The sequence below is a fragment of the Rania fehmarnensis genome (assembly GCF_056494185.1).
On the sequence record NZ_CM151398.1, the window covers coordinates 6935079 to 6955911 of the forward strand.

The following is a 20833-nucleotide window of genomic DNA, read 5'->3' on the forward strand; positions in this document are numbered from 1 at the left end:
CACTCGTTGAGAATTAGTCGCGGAGGCGGCAGTTGACTTTGAAGTGCATATATTAACAGACTGAGGCCACATTGATTACTTGTCCAGCCATCGAAAAGCAGGTTATCCGTACGCACTACAACTTGGGTACGCTGTTTTATCGTTTGATGTGGGGGCCCCATTTGCATCATGGCTTGTGGCAAGCCAACGAATCACCGCAGGTGGCCGCCCGGCAACTGACCGAACAATTGGCCTCGCTGGCCAGCATCGATGGCGGCCAGCGCGTCATCGATGTCGGGTGTGGCATGGGTGGCTCGAGCGTTTGGCTGGCCAAGAATCGCAATTGCCAGGTCACCGGTGTGACGATCTCGCCAGTCCAACGGCGGTGGGCCAAGACGACTTCGCTGGTTCATGGCACCTCCAAGCGAACCAACTTTTTGTGTACGGATGCTGAACAGTTGGAATTGCCCGAGCAATCAGCCGATGTGGTGTGGAGTATAGAATGCACCGAGCACTTGTTTGACAAGGCCGCCTTCTTTCGCAAAGCCGCGGGGTGGTTAGTGCCCGGTGGACGCGTGGCCATCTGTGCGTGGTTGGCCGGTCATGACGAAGCGGCGCCCCGCACCCAGCAGTTATGCTTTGAAGTCTGCGAAGGATTTTTCTGTCCCTCATTGGGGACCCAAGCCGACTACGAAAGTTGGCTGACCGGCGCCGGTTTGACGATGGTCCATAGCCAACTGTGGACCGATCGAGTTTGGAAAACCTGGGAGATCTGTCGTGATCGGGTTCGCCGAACGGGGGTGCGACATCTAGCCCGACTGCTAGGCCGCGACCACGTTATGTTCTTGGATCGTTTTGATGCAATCCTGGAAGCCTATCAAACAAAAGCCATGGAATACGGCTGTTTCGTCGCACAAAAGAACTAAGTCTCCAGCAAAAAACCGAAGATTAAATCTCCCTTCGAATTCGCGATGATCGCAACCTGAACTTGACTTTCCAGCACTCCAAAGCGACGATCGCCCCTGTGGCATAGGCTTCCAGCCTGTGTTGTGGCATAGGCTTCCAGCCTGTGTTGTGGCATAGGCTTCCAGCCTGTGTGCATCACAGCTACCAGCCTGCGCCAATGCAGAATGCCTTCAACCAAGCATTCACCGGTGCGAGTCGTATTTGTAGGGATGGGCCGAATGTCGTCAGGTACAGTGACTGCTCCGCAGGGAGTCAGCCTCAGCAGAATCGTTGGCATTGCCTTTGGTGCGGGCACACAGTTGCTGTTCGTGTGGACAGCCTGGCAACTGTTCCTGTTCTTGCGTGGCCCGTTGGTGCCGCATGGCAAGTTTTCTATCATGGGCGATGCCTTGCTCGCTCTATTCTTTGCCTGGCCGCACAGTCTATTGCTGATACCTGGCATTCAGCAGCTCATCAAAACTCGCGTTCATCCGGCCATGCTGGGCTGCGTGCACTGCATTGCGACCTGCCTGAGCTTGCTCTTGTTATTTTGGTTCTGGACGCCGAGTGAGAATTATATTTGGGATCTACATGGTTGGCCTAAAACGTTCATGTTGGTTGCCTTCTATGGCAGTTGGGTAGCGCTGCTTTACAGTTTGTGGTTGGCCGGCATGGGCTATCAAACAGGCTTGCTACCTTGGCTGTATTGGGTGCGAGGCATCAAACCTCCACGGCGCGAGTTTGTTCAACGCGGAGCATTTCGCTGGATGCGACATCCCGTCTATCTGAGTTTCTTGGGGCTGATTTGGTTTACGCCACACATGACGCTCGACCACGTCATCCTGACGGCTGTTTGGACTGCATACATCTACGTGGGCAGTTACTTGAAAGATCAGCGACTGCTGCACTATATCGGACAACCCTATCGTGAATATGCCCAGCGGGTGCCCGGCTTTCCGCTCATCGGCTTGGGAACCTTGGGCCGCTGGTCATCTCAATCGGATGCGTAGCCACCGGTGACAAGCGGTCGATTTCGCCGCCCCGAGAGTCCACCGTATGGCGACGGTGGCTACACAGGGCCCACCGTCTGGCGACGATGACTACCGAGCTACTTATCGTACGCAGTGATTAGTGCGCTGTTATCCATCTCGCCATAGCCGTTTCGCTGGGCTGCTTGCAGGATCATGCGATGAGCTTCGCTGAGCGGCAGTTGCAATTGATGTTGGTGTGCCGATTCGATAATCAGATTGACATCCTTCAAGTGCTGCGAAAGTTTGGCTTGGGGCGCAAAGTCCCGCTCAATCATCTTTTCGCCTTTAGTGTCCATCATGCGTGAGTAGGCCGGAGTGGCCTTGAGCAGTTTTAAAGTTAGCGTCAGATCCAGTCCTTGAGCAGCAGCATAAGCCAAGCCTTCGGCCAACGCTGCTCGATTCAATCCGAGTACCAGGTTAGTAACCAGTTTCATGCGTGCGCCGGCACCGGGCGGACCCACATGAAAGCAGTTGGGTGCTAACGCTGAAAGAATGGGCAAGGCCTCACGCCACCCGCCGTCCGTCGCTCCCGCGATGATGACCGCAGTACCTCCACGCAGCTGCGCGCTGCTACCGGAGATCGTGGCATCAATGACTTCAATGTTGTGTACCTGCAAGCGTTCAGCCAGCAACTCCGTCGACTCGGGACTGCCGGTGGTGGTATCGATGACCACCTGACCGCCAACTAACTCGGCCTCACCTACCACTTCAGCCACAACACTATCGTTGGGCAAACTCAAAACAATATGTTGGCAACGTTGCCAAACCACTTGAGGCGATTCGGCGATTTCTACGCCGAGTGTTTCAGCCAGTGATCGACGCTGAATATCGTTGTCATAACCTAAGACTTGCCGGCCAGCACTCATCAAGCGATGAGCGATCTCGATGCCCATCAGGCCCAAACCGATCAAACCGATAGGTGACTGCGTCATGGATCGTTGGGCCAACCAGTTGGTGCCTGCCCGTGTGGCACTAGTTCTTGCAACGACATATCAACCGGTGTCGAAGCCTGGTCCACCGAGGGCAGCAATCGGTCGGGCACTAATTGATTGAGAGTATTTTCTGGCGGCAACGGGCGGGGCACCGTCGCTGGAATTTCTGCCTGCGAAAGGGTTGGACGAATGGAGCTGGATCCTCCTGGACGTGGAAAAGTCGGCAAGGATGCATTTGCCGAAGTCACCCCGGGAGTCGACGTCAAACGTTGCCCCAACCCGCGACGTTGACGCAGATCGAGTACTTTAATTGGCGATTCTTCAGCAGGAATCTTCAGCCAGGCTGTCATGGCTGCGATCTTCTCTTCAACCAACATCTCATCACGTGTTTCTTTGCCGGGCGCATGTCCCCAAGCGATCTCACGCTTCTCTTTGGTGACGATATTGAGGACCCAGGAATTGAATCCGCCTAACTGCAAATCGATCGATTCCGGCTCGACGTGAATAACGGCCAAACGCAACGGCTCGCGCAGATTTTCCAGCAACTTGCACAGGGTCAGGGCTTCGCTGATGCGTGGGTCGCCAAACGAGTTGCCCGCGGGAGTGACGCCCTCGGCAAAGATCATGAAGAAGTTATGAATCTCCTTCTGCGAAAATTCATCGCCGTCGAGCACGACGCCTTCTTCATCCACTGGAAACGCACCCGCTTTGGTAACGTTGCCAGGAAAGTTCACTTCGCCACAATAGACCATCGCCGCCGGCCTGCGATAAGTAACATCGACCATCACCTTGCCACCACTCAACTTGCGCACATGGTTGGTGCTCTTGATCCACATATGCGCATCAAATGCATGGGCAATCGTCGCGGTAGCTTGAGGTTCCAATAACGAGACCTTCGATAGCTGATTGCTGTGAAAGATCTTGGCTTTCAGGTCGTCGCGAATCCAAGGTGGTTGCGGCGTCAGCTCGATGTTCTCGAGCTTCAGCGAATAAAAGGTGCGATCGAGATGATCCGCTCCGTAGTAGTACCAACCTAAGTAACCCAAGATCAGTAGCGGGATTACCGCGAAGGCGAGCCCACTACCGGGCGTATTGCGCACACGCTCGGCCAGCTTCTGCCACACAGTTGGAGGTGGTGGGGGTTGTTCGTTGGCGTTGTCCTGCCCCATCGCTCCTCTCCCTGTATAAAAAATCCGTTCGTTGCACAGCCAATAACCTGTAGCGGAAACCGTCAAGGTTTTCGTAGTGCATGGCTCAGTTGCAACCACTGTTCCAAAATGCTGCCGGGAGCCTACCAAATTCTTAGATGCGACTGCAACTGTATTCCAGTACGAAGCAGTACGGCTTTGCGAACTCGATCCAACAATGCTAGCACTTGGCTACTTTTTGCATTGCCTGAGACGACCAGGTAGCCGGGGAACTGACTACTAATGGAGACTTCACCTTCGGCAGCCCCGCGCAGCCCCGCTTGTTCGATCAATTCCGCCGCAGTAATTCCCGAGGGATCGACGAAGGCAATGGCCGAGCGCTGGTCGGTGGGTGGTTGGGCGGCGCGTTTGACAATCCAACTGTTTTGCATCCGACGCGTCAGTTCAGCCACGTTTCCGGGTTCCAGTTCCAGTTCGACTTCGATAACGATCGTATCGTCCAGGTCGCTGCGACGGTAGGAAAATTGAAAATCGGGTGGCTTACGTTGTCCAATTTGTCCATGGAAATCGAGAGTGGTCACCCGCGTCACACGCGAACCGATATCACCGTTATCCACCCCCGCATTGCTAGCAATGGCCCCACCTATCGTGCCTGGAATTCCGACCAAGTGCTCCAGACCTGCCAGTCCTTCGCCAACGACGCGCGAAATAACGTGGTTCAATTTTGCACCGCCCCCGACGATTACCTGCGGGCTTTTGATCGTGATCGAACTGAAGTCGGGGGCAGCCAGGTGCAGGACCAAGGCATCGCAACCCGCTTCCTGGACCAGCAGATTGGAGCCACCACCCAGAACGCGCACGGGAACTTGTTGGTGATAGGCCGCCGCGACCAGAGCTTGCAGTTCGGCCACGGTTGTCGGTTCTGCAAAATATCGAGCCGGCCCGCCGACCTGCAACCAGGTGTAAGGAGCCAGCGGTTCGTTTTCGCGAATCAGATGTGAAAAATCAGCCAGAGTTTTCATGCCGTACCATTCAGAAGATCCAAGTGAACAATTGGCCGTTATTGTCTCCCACACCCCCAACCACTGACAAGCACCCGTAGAGCGGCTGTCCCCAGCCGCTCAGCACCCGGCAAGTCGCTCACCTGTAACGCTGGTATCACGTAGAGCGGCTCTCCAGGGCCGCTCAGTCATAACGCTAGTCGTTCGTTCGGATGATACGGTGATTAGAGGGTGCTACTCGTAGAGCGGCTGTCCCCAGCCGCTCAGCACCCGGCAAGTCGCTCACCTGTAACGCAGGTCCCACGTAGAGCGGCTCTCCAGGGCCGCTCAGTCATAACGCTAGTCATCTGGTCGGAAGATACGTTGGTTAGAGGGTGCTATTCGTAGAGCGGCTCTCCAGGGCCGCTCAGTCATAACGCTAGTCGTTCGTTCGGATGATACTGTGGTTAGAGGGTGCTGAGCAGCTGAGGACAGCTGCTCTACATCTAGTCATCTGGTCGGAAGATACGGTGGTTAGAGGGTGCTGAGCAGCTGAGGACAGCTGCTCTACATCTAGTCATTCGGTCGGAAGATACGGTGGTTAGAGGGTGCTGAGCAGCTGAGGACAGCTGCTCTACATTTAGTCATCTGGTCGGAAGATACGTTGGTTAGAGGGTTCTGAGCAGCTGAGGACAGCTGCTATACATAGCGACTAATCCAGGTACAAGAACTCGTTGGAGTTCAAGAGGATACGGGCCAGGGCGGGCAGGCCGTGGTCGCGGACCAACGGCAAACACGCTTCTAGCTCCGCAGGGCTGGGAGCTCGCTGATGGACGAGTTCGAACATGCGTGTGATTTCGCTTTCCGTGCGATCACGGCTCACTTGAGCGCACTCGTCACTAACTCGGCTGGCCAACCTTCGCGCGTTAGTCAGCACGAATGCGTGGTTGTAAGTGGTCAGCGCTTGCAAGGCCGACAGCGATTCCGAACGCTTAGGGGCCAGCAAACCCAGGTCAGGGAAATCGAGCGTCTCCATAAACGGATCAGCGATACCGCGCCATACAAAGCGGTAAATGGATCGACGACTGGCTCCGGGCGAACTCCAATCGTAGCTCTGATAGTTGAGCTGTGGAGTCAGTTGCTGACCGGGACTGGTCGAGAAGTGCTGGATACTGGGACCGCCGCGTTGCCAATCAAGTGCACCCACGACTCGCAGCACAGAATCGCGAAAGACTTCTGCATCCAAACGCTGCAGCGCTCCGCCACGTAGCTCGCGGGCCAACGCATGTACGTCGTCGCCACGATCCGCGGCGTCGCGCTGGGTAAGCGATAACCGGTAGGCCGCACTGCACACGATTTGTCGATGCAACTTTTTGAGCGACTGATGATCGCGCATCTGACAAGCCAGCCACTCCAATAACTCTGGATGAGCGACCGAACCGCCCATGCGTCCTAAGTCATTGGGTGTGTCACACAGCCCTAGTCCGAAGTGGTATTGCCAAACTCGATTGGCAATGCTGCGCCAAGTTAAACAGTTTTGCGGATCGGCCAACCACTGGGCTAAGGCTGCGCGTCGAGCGGACTCGGTGGCTGTTGGTTCCAGCGTGAATCGAGCCTGCAAAGTGGGCACCGCTGCCAGAGCTCCCGGCGCAACTTCGCGTCCGGGCTTTTCAATATCACCTCGCAGCAGTACTTGAATAATGTGTGGCTGGTCGCGCACAAGGGCGGCAGTTCCGTTGCCGGCTGGTACACTGGTCGCCGCGGCGTACACGACCGATGGCGCAGGCAGCTTCTGCAGTTCTTCTTCAGCCACTCTGCGCAAAGCAACTGCGGCCAGTTCTACAAGGTCGGCACCTGTTCGCAATGCCGGCGGTTTCTGCAGAGCTGCCACCACTGCTTCTGGCAATTCTGCGCTCAGCGGATCAGCGTGATCGGTAACCGAAAACCGCATACGACCTATGACATGCGCGCGGCCGTGCTGTTGCTCGACGACCACGCGCAACGTACACCCATGCTCGATCTTCAAGGGCTCAGCCAACTTTAGCACCAAACTGTGCCGCTTGCCTTCTTGCGGATGGATACCCCAAGCCGTATTGGCCTGTTTGTCAACTGCATGCGCGGCTGTCCAACCATCCTGTTCAAAATCAGCGCTCGCTCGCTCGATAGGCAAGGCAGTGGTCGCCTCACGCTCACCTGTAGCAGAAATAACTTCGCACTTGACTTCGTTCAAGTGAAAGTTGCCGTTGATGGCCGTGCCGGGCCCGCCGGCTGGCAGTGATACATCGGGCAAGACTTCGATGCGTAGCGCGGTGATTCGTTCGGCCACGTTGCCCACGCGCAGCTCAGCGGTCGTAGTGGTGACATCTGGATAAGGGGCTTGCAGCAGAATTGAGGCATCTTCTTGTGTCAGCCAAAGAGCACCTGCGGTCGCGTCTACCTTTACAGGTTGCGCGTCAAACCACAGGGCGGTATCAACCTGCCGAGCCTGCTCCCACATGCGAACGTTTCCCGACCAACGTCGGTCCAACAAGACTTCGGCATTTTTTTCTTGCGTAGCCTGCAACAGCGCCAACCATGTTTTGCGCGAGTTCGCCACACTAGGCGATTGATCAAAGGGCACATCACCCTTAACCACACCCGCGAACACGGCTTGCAGTGCGAAGTAATCCTCTTGTGAAATCGGATCGAATTTGTGTGCATGACATCGAGCACACTGCACCGTCAAACTGGAAAATGCACCGATCGTTTGCGTGAGCATGTCATCGCGATCCAGATAGGCAAAGTTCATCGGCGCAGTCGTCAACGAACTAATATCAAACGTACCTGCACCCAGAAATCCGAGCGCAGCGGTTAACTGAGGCTGGTCTGGAAAAAAGTAATCCGCTGCCAATTGCTCGCGAATAAACTGCGACCAGGGCACATCGGTATTCACACTGTTAATCACATAATCGCGATAGACCCACGCATTGGGTCGCGCGACATCGTGCTCAAATCCATGGGACTCGGCGAAATGCACCGTGTCGAGCCAGTGTCGCGCCCAGCGTTCGCCGTAGGCCGGACTGGATAACAAGCGATCCACCAAGCGTTCGTAGGCGTCTGGCCTCTCATCGAGTTGAAACTCGCGAACCTCGTCCATCGTTGGCAAGTAACCAAACAAATCGACATACAAACGTCGCATCAACGTTCGCCGATCAGCTTGCGCAGGCACAAGATCAGCTTGATGCGGGCTACGATCTGACAGCAAGAAGGCATCGATGGCATTGCCGGTAGTAGATCCAACAATCGCAGTTGGCGAGGCTGGATAGTCGAGTGGCTTCAAGGACCACCAGGTATCGCCGCCGCCAGGCGGCTGAACCGTGCGATCGTCGAAGGCTCCATCACGGATCCACTGCTCGATCACCTCAATATCCGCAGCTGACAGGCGTTCGGTCGGTGGCATCTGCAGATCTTCCTCTGCACCCGAAATGACCTGAACGATCAAACTGTGCTGTGGCTCCGTCGGCACCAGAGCTGCACCGCGATCGCCGCCTTTTTCCCAACCTGCTCGATAGTCCAGAGCCAATCCGCTTTCAATCTTGCCCGACTGATGCGAATGGCACTGGTAACAATGCTGCTGAAGAATGGGCAACACTTTCTCATGAAAGTAGCGCAACTGGCCGTCATCGGCATGGCCCACCTCCGATGGGCAGACCAAGAGACAGAGCAGTGCAAGGAGTGTGCAGCGCTGCATGGGAGGGACGATTAAAAGGTGGGGAGGTACGGGAAGGAAGGAAGTCTCCATCTTACGCTAAGCTGGATGGCATGTCGAATCTTGGTTTGTGGTATGCTGGACCATCACCATGAAGTTCGCTCCTTTCGCGGAGCGAAAGGAGACGATCTGGAGAATGATATGCCGCGCACTATTTCCGTTGGGCTCATCCTTGCACTCTTGGCAGTTGTACATATCGGCACCTCTGAAGCGCAAGAGGCTCGGCCACTCTTTAATGGTCGCGATCTAAGTGGTTGGGTGTTGACCAATACGCCGCCAGAGACTTGGAAAGTTGTCGATGGCATGCTGGTATGCAGTGGCAAACCGATTGGTGAAATTCGCACCGAACGCATGTTCCAGAATTTTGAAATGGAAGTTGAGTGGCGCCATTTGGTGCCAGGTGGCAATGCCGGGATTTTTATTTGGGCGGATGACATCACTGCTCCAGGCGTGCCTTTCCATCGCGGCATTGAAGTCCAAGTTCTGGAGAACGCATATGGCAACTCCGAAAGCCATACCACTCACGGCGATATCTTTCCAATTCACGGCGCCACGATGACTCCCGAAAACGGTCGTCGCGGCAGTCGCGCGTTTCCTATCGAACAGCGCTCCAAACCCAGTCCCGAGTGGAATCACTACAAGATTGTGTGTCAGGACGGCGCGATTTCACTGGCCGTTAACGGCAAAGTTGTTACTCGAGGCAAAGACGCCAGTCCACGCAAAGGTTACATCTGCTTGGAGTCCGAAGGCGGTGTCGTTCACTATAGAAATCTGTCGATCAAAGAGTTTCCCGATACGCCCGTGGAGGCCAAAGATATCGCCATCAGCCATCGCGGATACCGCTCCATTTACACCGGACTAGACCTGAGCGGCTGGCAAGTTTCAGATGCCGGCAAATCAGCCTGGCATTCCAATGACTGGACACTGCAATACGACGGCAGCACCACACCAACCCAGGCCCGCATCGAATACGCGATCGATAAACCGAGCCCCGGGGCCGTAATCGATTTCCGCTTTACCGATAAAAGCCAGATGCTGACCGTCGAGTTATCAAACAACAAGCCAATCGTGTTTGCACCCGCCAAGACGAATAGCTTCTCAAGTGCGATGAATAAGACCGGGCAATGGAATCGCATCGAAGTTAAACTGGACAGCCAACGCTTGATCTTGAACGGCCAAGAGTTTCCCTTGCCCGATGTAGACAAGTCCAACAAGTTGTCGATCGAACCCGACGGTGCCATTGAGTTAGCCAACATCTACGTGCGTTAACATCACCTCTGTAGCCGAAGTCGCCAGACTTTGGACGCGTCACCTCTCCCAGCTTCGGAGAGCGATGCGATAATAGCAAAGCGTAGTCTCTTATTGATGTGGGGCGGTTGTTTTTTTGCTGACTCAACGCGCTGGGGAGGTTGTTATTTACGAATCCTGGTTCGTCTCGAGGCGAAATTTAGCCCAGACTGCCCAAAGCGGCGATTTGAACGGCTTTTTTCACCCGATTGCGACAGTCGGTGCGCAGCGCTCCACGGCAAGCAGTTTTGCCAGTCGTTTGACGTTCACTGTGAAGCATGTCATCAGTTGTTGGATCTTCACTTTTGCCAGACCGCAGTATCTTGCACAACGACCGCGCCCGTGCCGAGCCACTTCCCCTAACTTCCGTTCGATGGCCGGATGCTCACGCCGGACTTGTTGGTATTGCTCTGTCTTGGACTTCTGACGAGCACGTTTGTATTCTTCTTCATACTCATTCTTATTCACTCGTCGACCTCGACGGCTGGTCTCTTTCATCTTGGGGTTGCACTGCGCGAGCAACGGACAGCCCCAACATTTCTTAGCCGGAAAGTCGAACGTCGTGCGGTTAGGCTTCGTGGCATCTTGAAATCCTTTATTGGATGTGTGGCCAGCTGGACATGTCACATGCTCGCCGTCTGAGGTCAATGCAAACGCCGTCGAAGCAAAGCCTTCATCGTTGCCGAAGTCACGCGGCGGTGTGATCACATCAACTTCCATCCCGCCAGGGCCTTCCAACGCGCGCAGCATTGGCCCGTTAAATCCCGCGCCGTCAAGGGATAGCTGTTCGATCTTGTTGCCATGAGCTTGCTGTTCGCGTTCAATCAGATGAACCGCGTCTTGGGCCTCAGCACCGTTTGCCGGAAGCACCTCAAGTTGAGTGATCAGCTGGCTATCGGCGTCCATCAACACATCGACCAAATAGCCGTCGTAAAACTCGCCATGCATTCCGCGGCGGGCATCGCTATCAACCACGCTCAGCGTGCGATCACCCTGACCTGGGTTCAAGCAATCGCTCACGATCTTTTGAGCGAGCGCACGTACTTCGATGAATCGTTTCCAAGACTCTTGGCAATCACTCTCTTGGGATGGATCGGGCTGCTCGAGCATCCACGTCAGGATGTCGCCGACTAAATCCAGACGAGCATCAAGGCGAATCTCCTCGGATTCTTTCTCGGTTTCGACGCGGCTTCGATCGGCTCGGATACGGAATCCTTGAGCGACCTCAGCATCAATGGGCTCGATAGCAGCGAGCATCTTTTCTCGCAGCTGCGCCAGCAGTTTCAACGTGGTGGGCACAGCAATATTGGCATAGACGTGTGTGGCATCTTTAAGTCGCAACCGATCGCTGACAAGGCCCTTGCTGCGCGCGAAGCTGATCAGTCGGTCGAAAACTTTCTGCATCCCCTCTTCTCCGATGCGACCCCGAAAGCGACTCAAAGTACTTCCGTCCGGCAACTTACAAGTAATCGGCACTTGCAGAAACCAGCGGAACAATAAATCCGAACTGGCTCTTTCTAGGACTTTGCTGTCTGATAGATGATAGAGATATTGCAGGTACAACACCTTCAGGAGGAGGATTACTGGCAGGGTGGGCCTACCTCCCTCACGACAATAATACTTCTCCAGCTCAGGCCGGAAACTTTCCCAGGGGACTATCTCCAACGCATCTAAAAGGGGCGACTTGAGCGGCAGCACACGCTTATAGATCGCCAGATCCGACGCACGAATCTCAAACAAAAAATCGCGATGGTTCGTTAGCATAATGATTGCACCGAGTTGGAACGTCGGCCTCTTCAACCATAATACCCATGCCAGAGCAAATTGGAATTAAATCAGCACTCTCCTTCGCTGCGGGAGGGGGCACTGCACTACGTTTGACTCTCGCGTTAAAGGACTCGCCCCTCCCGAATCTCGCAAAGTCTCGATTCGACCTCCCCAAGGCGAAGCCTTGCAGAGGTGACTGTCACCTCTCCCGCGGAGCGGGGGAGGTCGCGGACGCGGCGTTCAGCCGTCGTCCGCGGGAGGGGGCACTGCACTACGAATGACTCGCGCGCTAAAGGACTCGCCCCTCCCGAATCTCGCAAAGCCTCGATTCGACCTCCCCAAGGCGAAGCCTTGCAGAGGTGACTGTCACCTCTCCCGCGGAGCGGGGGAGGTCGCGGACGCGGCGTTCAGCCGTCGTCCGCGGGAGGGGGCACTGCACTACGAATGACTCTCGCGCTAAAGGACTCGCCCCTCCCGAATCTCGCAAAGCCTCGATTCGACCTCCCCAAGGCGAAGCCTTGCAGAGGTGACTAGTGTCCTGCATGCTTCAAGTAGGCGATCAACTGTGCCATTTGCTCGGGATTGATCTGTTCCTCCAAGCCGTTGGGCATAAGCGACAGGCCGGTTGTTTTCATCTCTGCCAGTTCAGAGCGCGGGATCGTATGCAGTTTCCCGCCAGTTTCGGCCAGAACAATTTGGCCAGCTGAAGCTTCGCGGATAATGCCCGTCAAGACTCGACTGTCGCTCATCAATACGGTATAGCCCAAGTACTTAGGATCGACCTCGCGGTTGGGATCCAGAATGATGTCGAGCAACTGTTCGGGACTCTTATCACCTAACTGCTTGAGCGGTGGCCCAACGTCATTGCCGGCATCTTGCAAGCGATGGCACTGAGCACAGACCTTCTGAAACACCATGCGCCCGGCCGCGATCTGTTCGTCGCTCCTCTGAGACACAGACGATAACTGCCCACGATACTTGTCGATGACGGCTGCGCGGTCGGCAGAGGCGGCAGTCAACAAGTTCTTGAAGCGTTCGGCCAGTTGTTTGTTGGGCAAGGCAAATAACTGCTGACGCACTTCTGGAGCGATTTCTGCGCGACTGACCGCCTTCGATTCGATAGCCTCGGCCACTTGGGGTAACACTTGCGAGTAACGCATCACTGCCACCAAGACCTGCCGCTTTAAATCAGGTGTCATGCGAGGCAACTGCGGCACCACCAACTTGATCGCCTCGGCTGAATTGTTCCACAACAGTGACTCGACCATCTCCAGTTGTTGAACTTCAGAGCGGCTAGGGTCCACTAGCTGCTCAGCCAGCGCAACTGCCTCGGCAGTCGGCAGCAAACGTGACCAACTCAAATATCCAACACCCTCGCCAGCAGCGGTTTGTTTGACCTGGCTACGTACGTAGTCGAGCAATGCGTTACTGGCTGGCTCATCCAATAGACTTACCAAAACTTCGGCTTGATTGCGATTGGGTAAGCCAACCAAGGCATTCAACCAGACGTCGCGACTGGCGCTGGATGTAGATAAGTTCGCTGTGACCAAGGTCTTCAATCGTGATCGCAATGTCGAACTCTCTACGCCATTTGCGTCAAGGCTGAGAGCGTTGCTCCACGCAGGAATAACTAAGCGCATCAATTCACTAGCCACTTGCGGATCGAGTCCTGCGGCAAACAACTCGGGGCTCTCTTGGCCAGCTGCCAGTAGCGCAGTTGCGCGGACTAGGGGTTCGCGGGTAACGTTTAAGATCTTGATCAACAAAGGTGGCCGACGGCCAGCGGGCAGTTGGTCGACCACTTGCACCAAAGACAATTGAACATGAGGATCGTCTATGGGCACCGCGAAGAGTGCATCTACCAACTCGGATGCATGACCTGCACTTCCGCAGAGTTCAATGGCATGCTGCACCACTCGCGGATGTGAATCGTTCAGCGCCTGTTGCAGGACTGCGATTTTTAAAATGCCTAAACGATTGAGCACATGCAATGCTAAGATACGTCCTTCTGGTCGCTCGGCTGCGCTGGACAACTTTGCCAATTGTTCTTGGACGCTTTTGTCCTGGCGCTCGACAAGCAGTTGACTGGCCGTGCGCCGTTGCCAGGCAACGGGACTATTCAGCAGAGCGGGCAATTGCCCAGTCGCAAATTGGCCCGGCATGGGAGCCTCTTGATAGGCGGTCACGACCGAGCTCTTGTCCGGAACCAGTCGCCAGATGCGTCCGCGGTCACGACCGCTCGTCAAATCCAAGTGTTTTTTGATAACAGGTGGCAAACTTTTGGGATGCTCGATCACTTCGCGATACATGTCAGCTATGTACAGGGCACCATCGGGACCATCGCCCAACTGCACGGGTCGAAACCATATATCGGAAGATCGCAATAGTTCACTCTCTGAATCAATGCGTTGACCGCTCCAAAACAATCCTTTATCGATCAAGCGTTTACGATGGACCAGGTTGCTGCCAACGTCGCAAACGATGGCTGTATCGTAATCGGCTTGACCGTATCCAACGTCCTGGTCCATGATCCACGTGGCTGTCGCGCCCGTAAAGTAACCCGCAGCGCGCCCACCGCCTTCGACAATACCGGGCACGGCTCCGCTTACTCGCAGTCGCGTACGCACAATGCGCCACGGTTCTACAGGACTAGCGCGATAGACTTCTGCTTGTGGTCCATCTTCAGCAATACTGCGGCGCAGAGCCGGTACGGGCACGCTACCGGGATGTCGACTGAGCCACGAATCCAGATCGATGATTTGTTGCAAGTGATCACTGTTGCTGGTAACGAACTTGTCGCCCCAGCGGTTGAAGGCCATACCATGTTGTCCGCCGCCACTGGCTGGCCGTAGACTTTTGGCAACCGGATCAAACGTGAAGTCGCGACCACTGAGGGCAATCTTGGCTCCTGCATCAGCCGTCTCTGTGCCACCGATTAGTTCTGCACCGCTACTGCTGGTCGCGCCCTGAAGCGTGCCGTCGACGGCCCAGCGCAGTGAGTTGACCAGACCTTGAACGTTGCTGCGACCAAAACCGGAATACCACACCTGACGTTGATCACTGATACCATCGCCGTTGTCATCACCAAGCCAAATAAGGTATGGCGGTTCAGCGACCAGCACGCCGCTTTTCCATGGCCAGATCGCAGTGGGCCAAGAGAGACCTTCGGCAAAGGTAGTGCGTTTATCCATGCGACCGTCGTGGTCAACATCTTCCAAGCGCGCGATGCTACCCAGGCGTTCGGTCTCTTGCTCGCTGTAGTCGCACATCTCGGCCACAAACAGGAAACCATCTGCGTTAAAGGCGAAGGCAACTGGATCTTTTACCAGCGGTTCAGCGGCAACCAGTTCAACATGAAACCCGGGTTGCACTTGAAAGCTCTTCAAGGCCTCGTCAGTCGATAGCGGGGCAATGCGCGGCAGTTCCGCGGCATAGTCCGCCTCAGCCGCCGGATCTTGAGCCAACATGGATGAGCTTGCATAAATCATCACGCCACCAGCCAACATGATGCGCAGCAGATTCCGTTTCATAACCATCTCTCAGGGCAAGCGGTTGATATTGTTAACCCACAGGATAGGGCAGGGGTCGGCCGTGCAGACCTGCAACCAGGTTGCGAGCAGCTCGCTCGGCCATAGCATCGCGAGCCGTAAAGGTAGCGCTGCCAATATGGGGCAGCACGAGGCAATTAGGAAGTTTCAGCAAGTGATGATCGCTCGCGAGGGGCTCGGGAGTACACACATCCAAGCCAGCTGCGAAGAGTTTGTTGGCTTTGAGAGCTTCATAAAGCGCTTCTTGATCAATCACTTCACCGCGAGCCGTGTTGACCAGCACGGCCGTTGGTTTGACATGCTGCAACGCCTGGGCATTGATGATTTCACGGGTCGCGTCGCTGAGGGCTACATGCACGCTGATTACATCGCTGGTCGCCATCAATTCAGGCAGTTCTACTCGACGACCACCTAGTGAACTGTCCACCTCTGGTTTATTGGACCGCGAAGTGTAGATCAACTTCATATCCCAACCATGGACGAGGCGTTTGGCGACCGCATGGCCGATTCGGCCCATACCCACGATGCCCAGTGTCTGACCACGCAATTCAACACCCATCCAACCCATGGGCTCCCACGTTTTCCACTGGGCACCCGTCACGCTCTCCCAGGCTGGGCGCAATTGCCGGGCCGCGGCCAGGATCAGGGCCACCGCAATATCTGCGGTAGCATCAGTCAGTACATCGGGGGTGTTGCCTACCGCAATCCCGCGCCGTTTAGCGGCTTCAACATCGATGTTGTTGTAGCCCACAGCAAAGTTGCTAACCACGCGCAAGTTGGGGCCAGCCGCATCGAAAACGGCATCGTTAACTCGATCGCTCAATAGCGACAGCAGCCCACTACAGCCCTGGACTTCACGAATAATTTCATCGTGTGTAGGTGGCATTTGACCAGGATGAACCGTGACCTCTGCATGTTCGCGCAATAGGTCCAGGCCAACCTGCGGTATCTGGCGCGTTACATACACTTTAGGCCGAGTAGTCATCGTCCGCACTCAGGATTCTAGAAATAGATCTTCAGGAGCCACAATCTCCAGCAGCTCGACAGCTGGTTCGCTATTGCAGTAAATGAGCGCGGTGCGACCATAGGTCAAGTGCCCCACTTCCACTCCAAAGTGAGCAGCCAGATCGGGACCACATTCAACTTGCCATAATCCCAGCAATTGCACAGCCCGCATGATGCCGTGTTCGATTAGCACACGACCAAGTGGCGTGCGCTGACTGATGATCTCATCACGAGCCGCTTGTTCGAGTGTCTCCAGCGCCAAACGCACGATGCCGAACTGCACTACTTGTCGATCGCTCTGTCGTCTGAGCAAAATCTTGCGCGAGTAATGGGTCGCATCCTGCAGTACGTCCAGTACTTCTACATCCACCGGCGAATGATGGCGATCTTCAACCGTAACGGTCATGTGCCCAGTGTGGGCCAACAAGCGCCGGTAGTTCACTGGCAGCTGGCTATGATGCCTGGCAGTGAACGTGGCCAGCTGATCAGCTTGGCCATAAAACAAACCGACGAGCGTCTCTAGATCGGCCGTGGAGGGAGGTAAACCACTCACGCGATCAGGCTCCGAAGGGTAGTGAAACAGGGACGGTGGGCGTTGAAGGTAGGCACGCGCTGGCTCGGATCAGCTGCGCGAAGTCAGGGGCAGGGATGCTATCTGAGCCAGCGACACGACGGCCGCGGGCGCTTCGGCGTTGCGTTCCAAAACGGTATCAACCAGGTAAATCATCAAACGCTGCAGAGCTTCAGGCTTGATATCTCGAACCACTTCGAGCGCCCGCTGCTGGTGCTTGTCGACCAAACGATGCGCTTGATCAAAGGCTTTGGCTTGACGATACAATCTTTCGATCCGCCGAATGCGTTCTGCGGCCACCAGGTCACACTCGGGGCTGACCAGTCGCAACAACTCCTGTTGATCGTTGGCATTTAAGCTAGCTAGTGCCAAAGCCCACAGAACTGTGGGGCGGCCGCCCAGCACATCACCACCAGCTTCCAATTTGTTGTGCTGGTCACCTTGCCAATCGTTCAAGTCGTTCAAAATTTGAAAGGCTACGCCCAAGTTGCGCGCGAATTGGCGAATCGGTTCCACATACGCCGATGCATCACCGGCCAGACGCACACCTGTGTAGAGTGCCGCTTCGAAAGCCGGCGCAGTCTTGAGCGCGTAGATCTTGAGCGCATCCAGCGGCGAAAGTCGACGATCGCGAGCATCACGCCACAGCAATTCAGCTCCTTGACCTTCGGCCAGTCGAATATGAGCGCTAGCCAGTCCATCCAAAATATCCGCCGCGCAGTCCGCACCTAGCGTGACGGCTTCGCGACTAACCAGGCGATAACCCAGTCCAATCATGTAGTCACCCACGTTAATCGCCGTTGGCAATCCAAAACGCCGGTGCATGGTTGGGTGACCATAACGGTAGCCATCGTCGTCTTCGATGTCGTCGTGGACCAAGCTAGCCTTGTGAAACATCTCGATGCTCATCGCTGCTCGACGCACCGCATCGGAAAATTGACTGGCTGTTTCGGCGCCATGACTGGTGGTGCCATGACCACCGGTCATCGCATCATATGCAGCCAAGGTAATAAATGGTCGACTGTATTTACCACCGCGACGCACAAAGTCGTATGCCAAGGCTTCGGTAGCGGCGATCGGATCATTTCCACCCAGCGGGTCCGCAATTACACCGTTACCGTCGGGGTCTGCAATCGGAACGCTGCCCCGCTGACGAATCGCCAGGCGATCGAAGTGCTCAGCCTGAAACAAATCGTTGGCGGCGCGCAGCAAGTGCACATAGCTGCGAGTTTGAGTGGCAGTGCTATCGCGGTTGGCGGTGACGTTTTGGATCATGTCCATGACCCACGATTCATCCACACTCGTATTGCGACAGTCACTCGACAACAGCGGCACTGCCATGCACGGAATACCGGCTAGCAGAATCTTGTCGATCGCTTTCTCGAGCACGTTCAAGCAGGCGACACCCACAATGGCATCGACGTAACCACTGACAATAATCTTCAAGACTACCGGCGAGCCTTCGGCCACCAATACCTTGTAACCCATATCTTCAGCGATAGTTCGGAAGTCAGCGATGCTGCACGCCCCGCACTTCTTGCAATTCATGCCGAACTCGTCGTAGTCTGCCGGGCAACCTTCAGCATGCTTGAGGCAATGCGGCAGCAAGAACAACCGACGACTAGGCGGTATCGATCCAATCTGCTCGCGCCAGAATTCGCTCGACAGCACGACCATGATCCAGCCGAGGTACCCTTCGGGTAGGCCTTGACGCTCCAGCAGTTGTCGGGCGACGGCCTCCATCTCGTCCTTGGTTAATGGATGACTTTTGTCGAGCCGACTGGCAACTTCGGCGCACTGCTGTCGCAACTGCTCGCGCAATTCCGGAGTCTCGGGCACGACCTTCAAATGACTGGTCTTGCGACGCCCTTTGGCCGGCGGCGGAACGGTGCCGTTGGTTTCGGACGACTCCGTCGTGCCGCTAGGTGTAACTGTCGACAACGTGAACTCCCTTCAAAGGGCTCTTACGATTTTGAATTATGTTGACGTCTGCATCGCTTCGACCGCAGCGCCCAGTGTAGCAGTTGCCGCCACGAGCGGATAAAGCCGTTCGTGGTACCAAAGTTTGGCAAAATAAAATCCTATCGGCCAGCTCGTGGTCAGGTGCCCAGCTTCAACTGCAGCCACCAACCATTCCAGGCCTCGCATTATAGTTGGTTTCAGTTGGCTCTGGATAGCACCTCCAGCCAGGAGAGCCTCCAGCGCTAATCCAGTTTCCTCCACGCTGCTGCCCGGCTGATCGAAAGTGCCTCGGCCCGCTCGATATGGGACACTAATCCCCCCGCCCCAACCGCCGTCGGAATTCTGAGTGTCGACGAGCCATTGGCGACCACGCATAGCCCACGCATCCTGACACTCGAAATCAGCCACCGCCATCAGCACCTTGGCCGTTCCGTAAACTGGATTTTCTTCGTCAGCCCGATCCTGATTGCCAAACCACAGCGGAAACCAACTGCCATCGGCATTCTGTTTTTTTTGTAAGAATTGAAATCCGGCGGTACAAGCACTCGGAATTCGGCACAAGATCGACTCTGGCAAACGGATAACCTCCGCAGCCGCCAAGCGCTGCCAGGCATGCAGAGCTCGCAGGGCATGGGCCGTCAGATCCGCCCCGCTGCGATCAAAGGGCAGCTTGCCCCAGCCTCGACAAAACGTCGGCCAACCGCCGTCTCCATTTTGAAGTTTCATCAACCACTCCAGCCCCTGCCTGGCCGCATGTTCAATCTGCTGCATCATCAGAGGCGTGCGATGCTCGCCCTTGGCGATCCATCGACTGAGGGCTAATAGCGCTGCTGGCGTGTCATCCGCATCGGGCACCGCGCCGCTCAGATTCGACCATCCCCAACCGCCAGGACTGGCGCCGGTGAAAGGATGATCCGACCAGTGCTGACAACTTAGCAGCCAACGCATGGTCGTCGGCGTAACTGCTTGATCATCCGCTGGCTCGCCATAACTAAGCGCCCAGATCGAGAGGCTGGTCGTCCAGGTGGCCAGGTTGGTATCAATCGGCAAGCTGCCATCGTTCAAGCGAGAAGCAAGTAAGAAGTCGACCGCGCTAACCGCCACCGGATGATCGCCCAGTTGCATATCGGCCAGGCACATCAACACAAAACTTGTCAGCGGCACAGCCTCCAAATATCCACCACTGCTCGGCTGCATGCGCTGCAAGACTTGCAATGTGGGCGCGATCGCACGGTTACGCACTATACCCCATGGTCCCTTCAGCGGACGATGATAGTGCTTGGCTTGGCCGATAGCCACCAGGGCCGGCACAGCATAACTGACCACGGGCATGCGCGCGAGTCGATACCAACGTTGCGGCAACCAGGCAGCTTCGAAGGGCAGCGTCGGCACGTCATCCCAGGGCACGATGCCGGCCAAAGCGCAGTTGGTCAAAATCGGCGCGACAAATGTCTTATCCTGTCCATATCGCCGCTTGAGCGCATCCCACTTGCCGATGCGCTCACAATACTTCCAAGCTAAATCGATTTCGCGATGCGCGTGCTGACCATACTGGGCGATCTGCCAGGCGGCTAAAACCAGCAGCGTGGTCGCAATGTTCGAATGACTCAGATCGGTATCGCCAAACCCACCATCCTCATTTTGCTGAGCTACTAGCCACTTACAGGCCACCTCAATTGCGTGATCGATCTCCAGACGTCGAGCCTGATAAACTTGGGCGTTGGCTTTGCGCACCAAGGCCAGTGCGCTGATCGCAGTAGCGGTCGAGAGTGCAGAAGTTGATAGCTGCCCGACCCAATGACCAGCAGCGGTGCGTTCTTGGCCTAACTGCCTGTGCGCCAGTTGCCAGGCCTTGTTCACACGCTCGCAAGTCAGCCCCTCTTCGACTGGACCGTCGATAGCTTGATTGCGCAGGAGGCTTGAATTCATG

The 20833-nt window shown here is 55.7% G+C and carries 13 protein-coding genes; 3 read left to right on the forward strand and 10 right to left on the reverse strand.

What is annotated here, in order from left to right; translation table 11 throughout:
* Positions 1 to 71: 71 nt before the first annotated feature.
* Together SH573x_RS23550 and SH573x_RS23555 are read left to right on the forward strand one after the other, a co-directional pair.
* Complete coding sequence (locus SH573x_RS23550; protein WP_479350345.1) at positions 72 to 905, forward strand: SAM-dependent methyltransferase; 834 nt, start codon at positions 72 to 74, stop codon at positions 903 to 905.
* Positions 906 to 1163: 258 nt separating this feature from the next.
* Positions 1164 to 1934: a methyltransferase family protein gene (locus SH573x_RS23555; RefSeq protein WP_479350346.1), complete on the forward strand. Its 771-nt coding sequence runs from the start codon at positions 1164 to 1166 to the stop codon at positions 1932 to 1934.
* A 98-nt stretch (positions 1935 to 2032) separates the two neighbouring features.
* On the opposite strand, the gene SH573x_RS23560 is transcribed toward SH573x_RS23555, so the two are convergent.
* The 4 genes from SH573x_RS23560 to SH573x_RS23575 all read right to left on the reverse strand — a co-directional run bounded on the left by SH573x_RS23560 (position 2033) and on the right by SH573x_RS23575 (position 8745).
* Positions 2033 to 2887, reverse strand: coding sequence for an NAD(P)-dependent oxidoreductase (locus SH573x_RS23560; RefSeq protein ID WP_479350348.1), 855 nt, complete (start codon positions 2885 to 2887; stop codon positions 2033 to 2035).
* On the reverse strand, positions 2884 to 4056 hold the full coding sequence (locus SH573x_RS23565) for a cell division protein FtsQ/DivIB (protein WP_479350349.1): 1173 nt from the start codon (positions 4054 to 4056) through the stop codon (positions 2884 to 2886). The genes SH573x_RS23560 and SH573x_RS23565 overlap by 4 nt, the downstream gene beginning before the upstream one ends.
* A gap of 122 nt (positions 4057 to 4178) precedes the next feature.
* A complete protein-coding gene (locus SH573x_RS23570) occupies positions 4179 to 5057 on the reverse strand; it encodes a UDP-N-acetylmuramate dehydrogenase (protein WP_479350350.1) in 879 nt (292 codons plus the stop codon).
* 670 nt (positions 5058 to 5727) lie between these two features.
* Entirely contained in the window at positions 5728 to 8745 is a 3018-nt protein-coding gene (locus SH573x_RS23575) for a PSD1 and planctomycete cytochrome C domain-containing protein (protein WP_479350352.1), read from the reverse strand.
* A gap of 159 nt (positions 8746 to 8904) precedes the next feature.
* Here SH573x_RS23575 and SH573x_RS23580 point away from each other — a divergent pair, with 159 nt between their 5' ends.
* Positions 8905 to 10032: a 3-keto-disaccharide hydrolase gene (locus tag SH573x_RS23580; protein WP_479350353.1), complete on the forward strand. Its 1128-nt coding sequence runs from the start codon at positions 8905 to 8907 to the stop codon at positions 10030 to 10032.
* 219 nt (positions 10033 to 10251) lie between these two features.
* Here SH573x_RS23580 and SH573x_RS23585 read toward each other — a convergent pair whose 3' ends face one another.
* From SH573x_RS23585 to SH573x_RS23610, 6 genes are all read right to left on the reverse strand, one after another.
* Positions 10252 to 11814, reverse strand: coding sequence for a transposase (locus SH573x_RS23585; RefSeq protein WP_479348734.1), 1563 nt, complete (start codon positions 11812 to 11814; stop codon positions 10252 to 10254).
* A gap of 533 nt (positions 11815 to 12347) precedes the next feature.
* Positions 12348 to 15347: a PVC-type heme-binding CxxCH protein gene (locus SH573x_RS23590; protein WP_479350355.1), complete on the reverse strand. Its 3000-nt coding sequence runs from the start codon at positions 15345 to 15347 to the stop codon at positions 12348 to 12350.
* Positions 15348 to 15378: 31 nt separating this feature from the next.
* Positions 15379 to 16350, reverse strand: coding sequence for a 2-hydroxyacid dehydrogenase (locus SH573x_RS23595; protein WP_479350357.1), 972 nt, complete (start codon positions 16348 to 16350; stop codon positions 15379 to 15381).
* A gap of 9 nt (positions 16351 to 16359) precedes the next feature.
* Positions 16360 to 16923 carry a hypothetical protein gene (locus SH573x_RS23600; protein WP_479350358.1) on the reverse strand — a complete coding sequence of 188 codons (564 nt, stop codon included), beginning with the start codon at positions 16921 to 16923 and terminating at the stop codon, positions 16360 to 16362.
* A gap of 69 nt (positions 16924 to 16992) precedes the next feature.
* Complete coding sequence (locus SH573x_RS23605) at positions 16993 to 18882, reverse strand: DUF116 domain-containing protein (protein ID WP_479350360.1); 1890 nt, start codon at positions 18880 to 18882, stop codon at positions 16993 to 16995.
* A gap of 36 nt (positions 18883 to 18918) precedes the next feature.
* On the reverse strand, positions 18919 to 20832 hold the full coding sequence (locus SH573x_RS23610) for a prenyltransferase/squalene oxidase repeat-containing protein (protein ID WP_479350361.1): 1914 nt from the start codon (positions 20830 to 20832) through the stop codon (positions 18919 to 18921).
* Position 20833 lies beyond the last annotated feature (1 nt).

Coding starts and splice junctions, on each gene's coding strand:
- SH573x_RS23555 (WP_479350346.1), top strand. CDS start 1,164: ATGTCGTCAGGTACAGTGACTGCTCCGCAGGGAGTCAGCCTCAGCAGA.
- SH573x_RS23560 (WP_479350348.1), bottom strand. CDS start 2,887: ATGACGCAGTCACCTATCGGTTTGATCGGTTTGGGCCTGATGGGCATC.
- SH573x_RS23565 (WP_479350349.1), bottom strand. CDS start 4,056: ATGGGGCAGGACAACGCCAACGAACAACCCCCACCACCTCCAACTGTG.
- SH573x_RS23570 (WP_479350350.1), bottom strand. CDS start 5,057: ATGAAAACTCTGGCTGATTTTTCACATCTGATTCGCGAAAACGAACCG.
- SH573x_RS23575 (WP_479350352.1), bottom strand. CDS start 8,745: ATGCAGCGCTGCACACTCCTTGCACTGCTCTGTCTCTTGGTCTGCCCA.
- SH573x_RS23580 (WP_479350353.1), top strand. CDS start 8,905: ATGCCGCGCACTATTTCCGTTGGGCTCATCCTTGCACTCTTGGCAGTT.
- SH573x_RS23585 (WP_479348734.1), bottom strand. CDS start 11,814: ATGCTAACGAACCATCGCGATTTTTTGTTTGAGATTCGTGCGTCGGAT.
- SH573x_RS23590 (WP_479350355.1), bottom strand. CDS start 15,347: ATGAAACGGAATCTGCTGCGCATCATGTTGGCTGGTGGCGTGATGATT.
- SH573x_RS23595 (WP_479350357.1), bottom strand. CDS start 16,350: ATGACTACTCGGCCTAAAGTGTATGTAACGCGCCAGATACCGCAGGTT.
- SH573x_RS23610 (WP_479350361.1), bottom strand. CDS start 20,832: ATGAATTCAAGCCTCCTGCGCAATCAAGCTATCGACGGTCCAGTCGAA.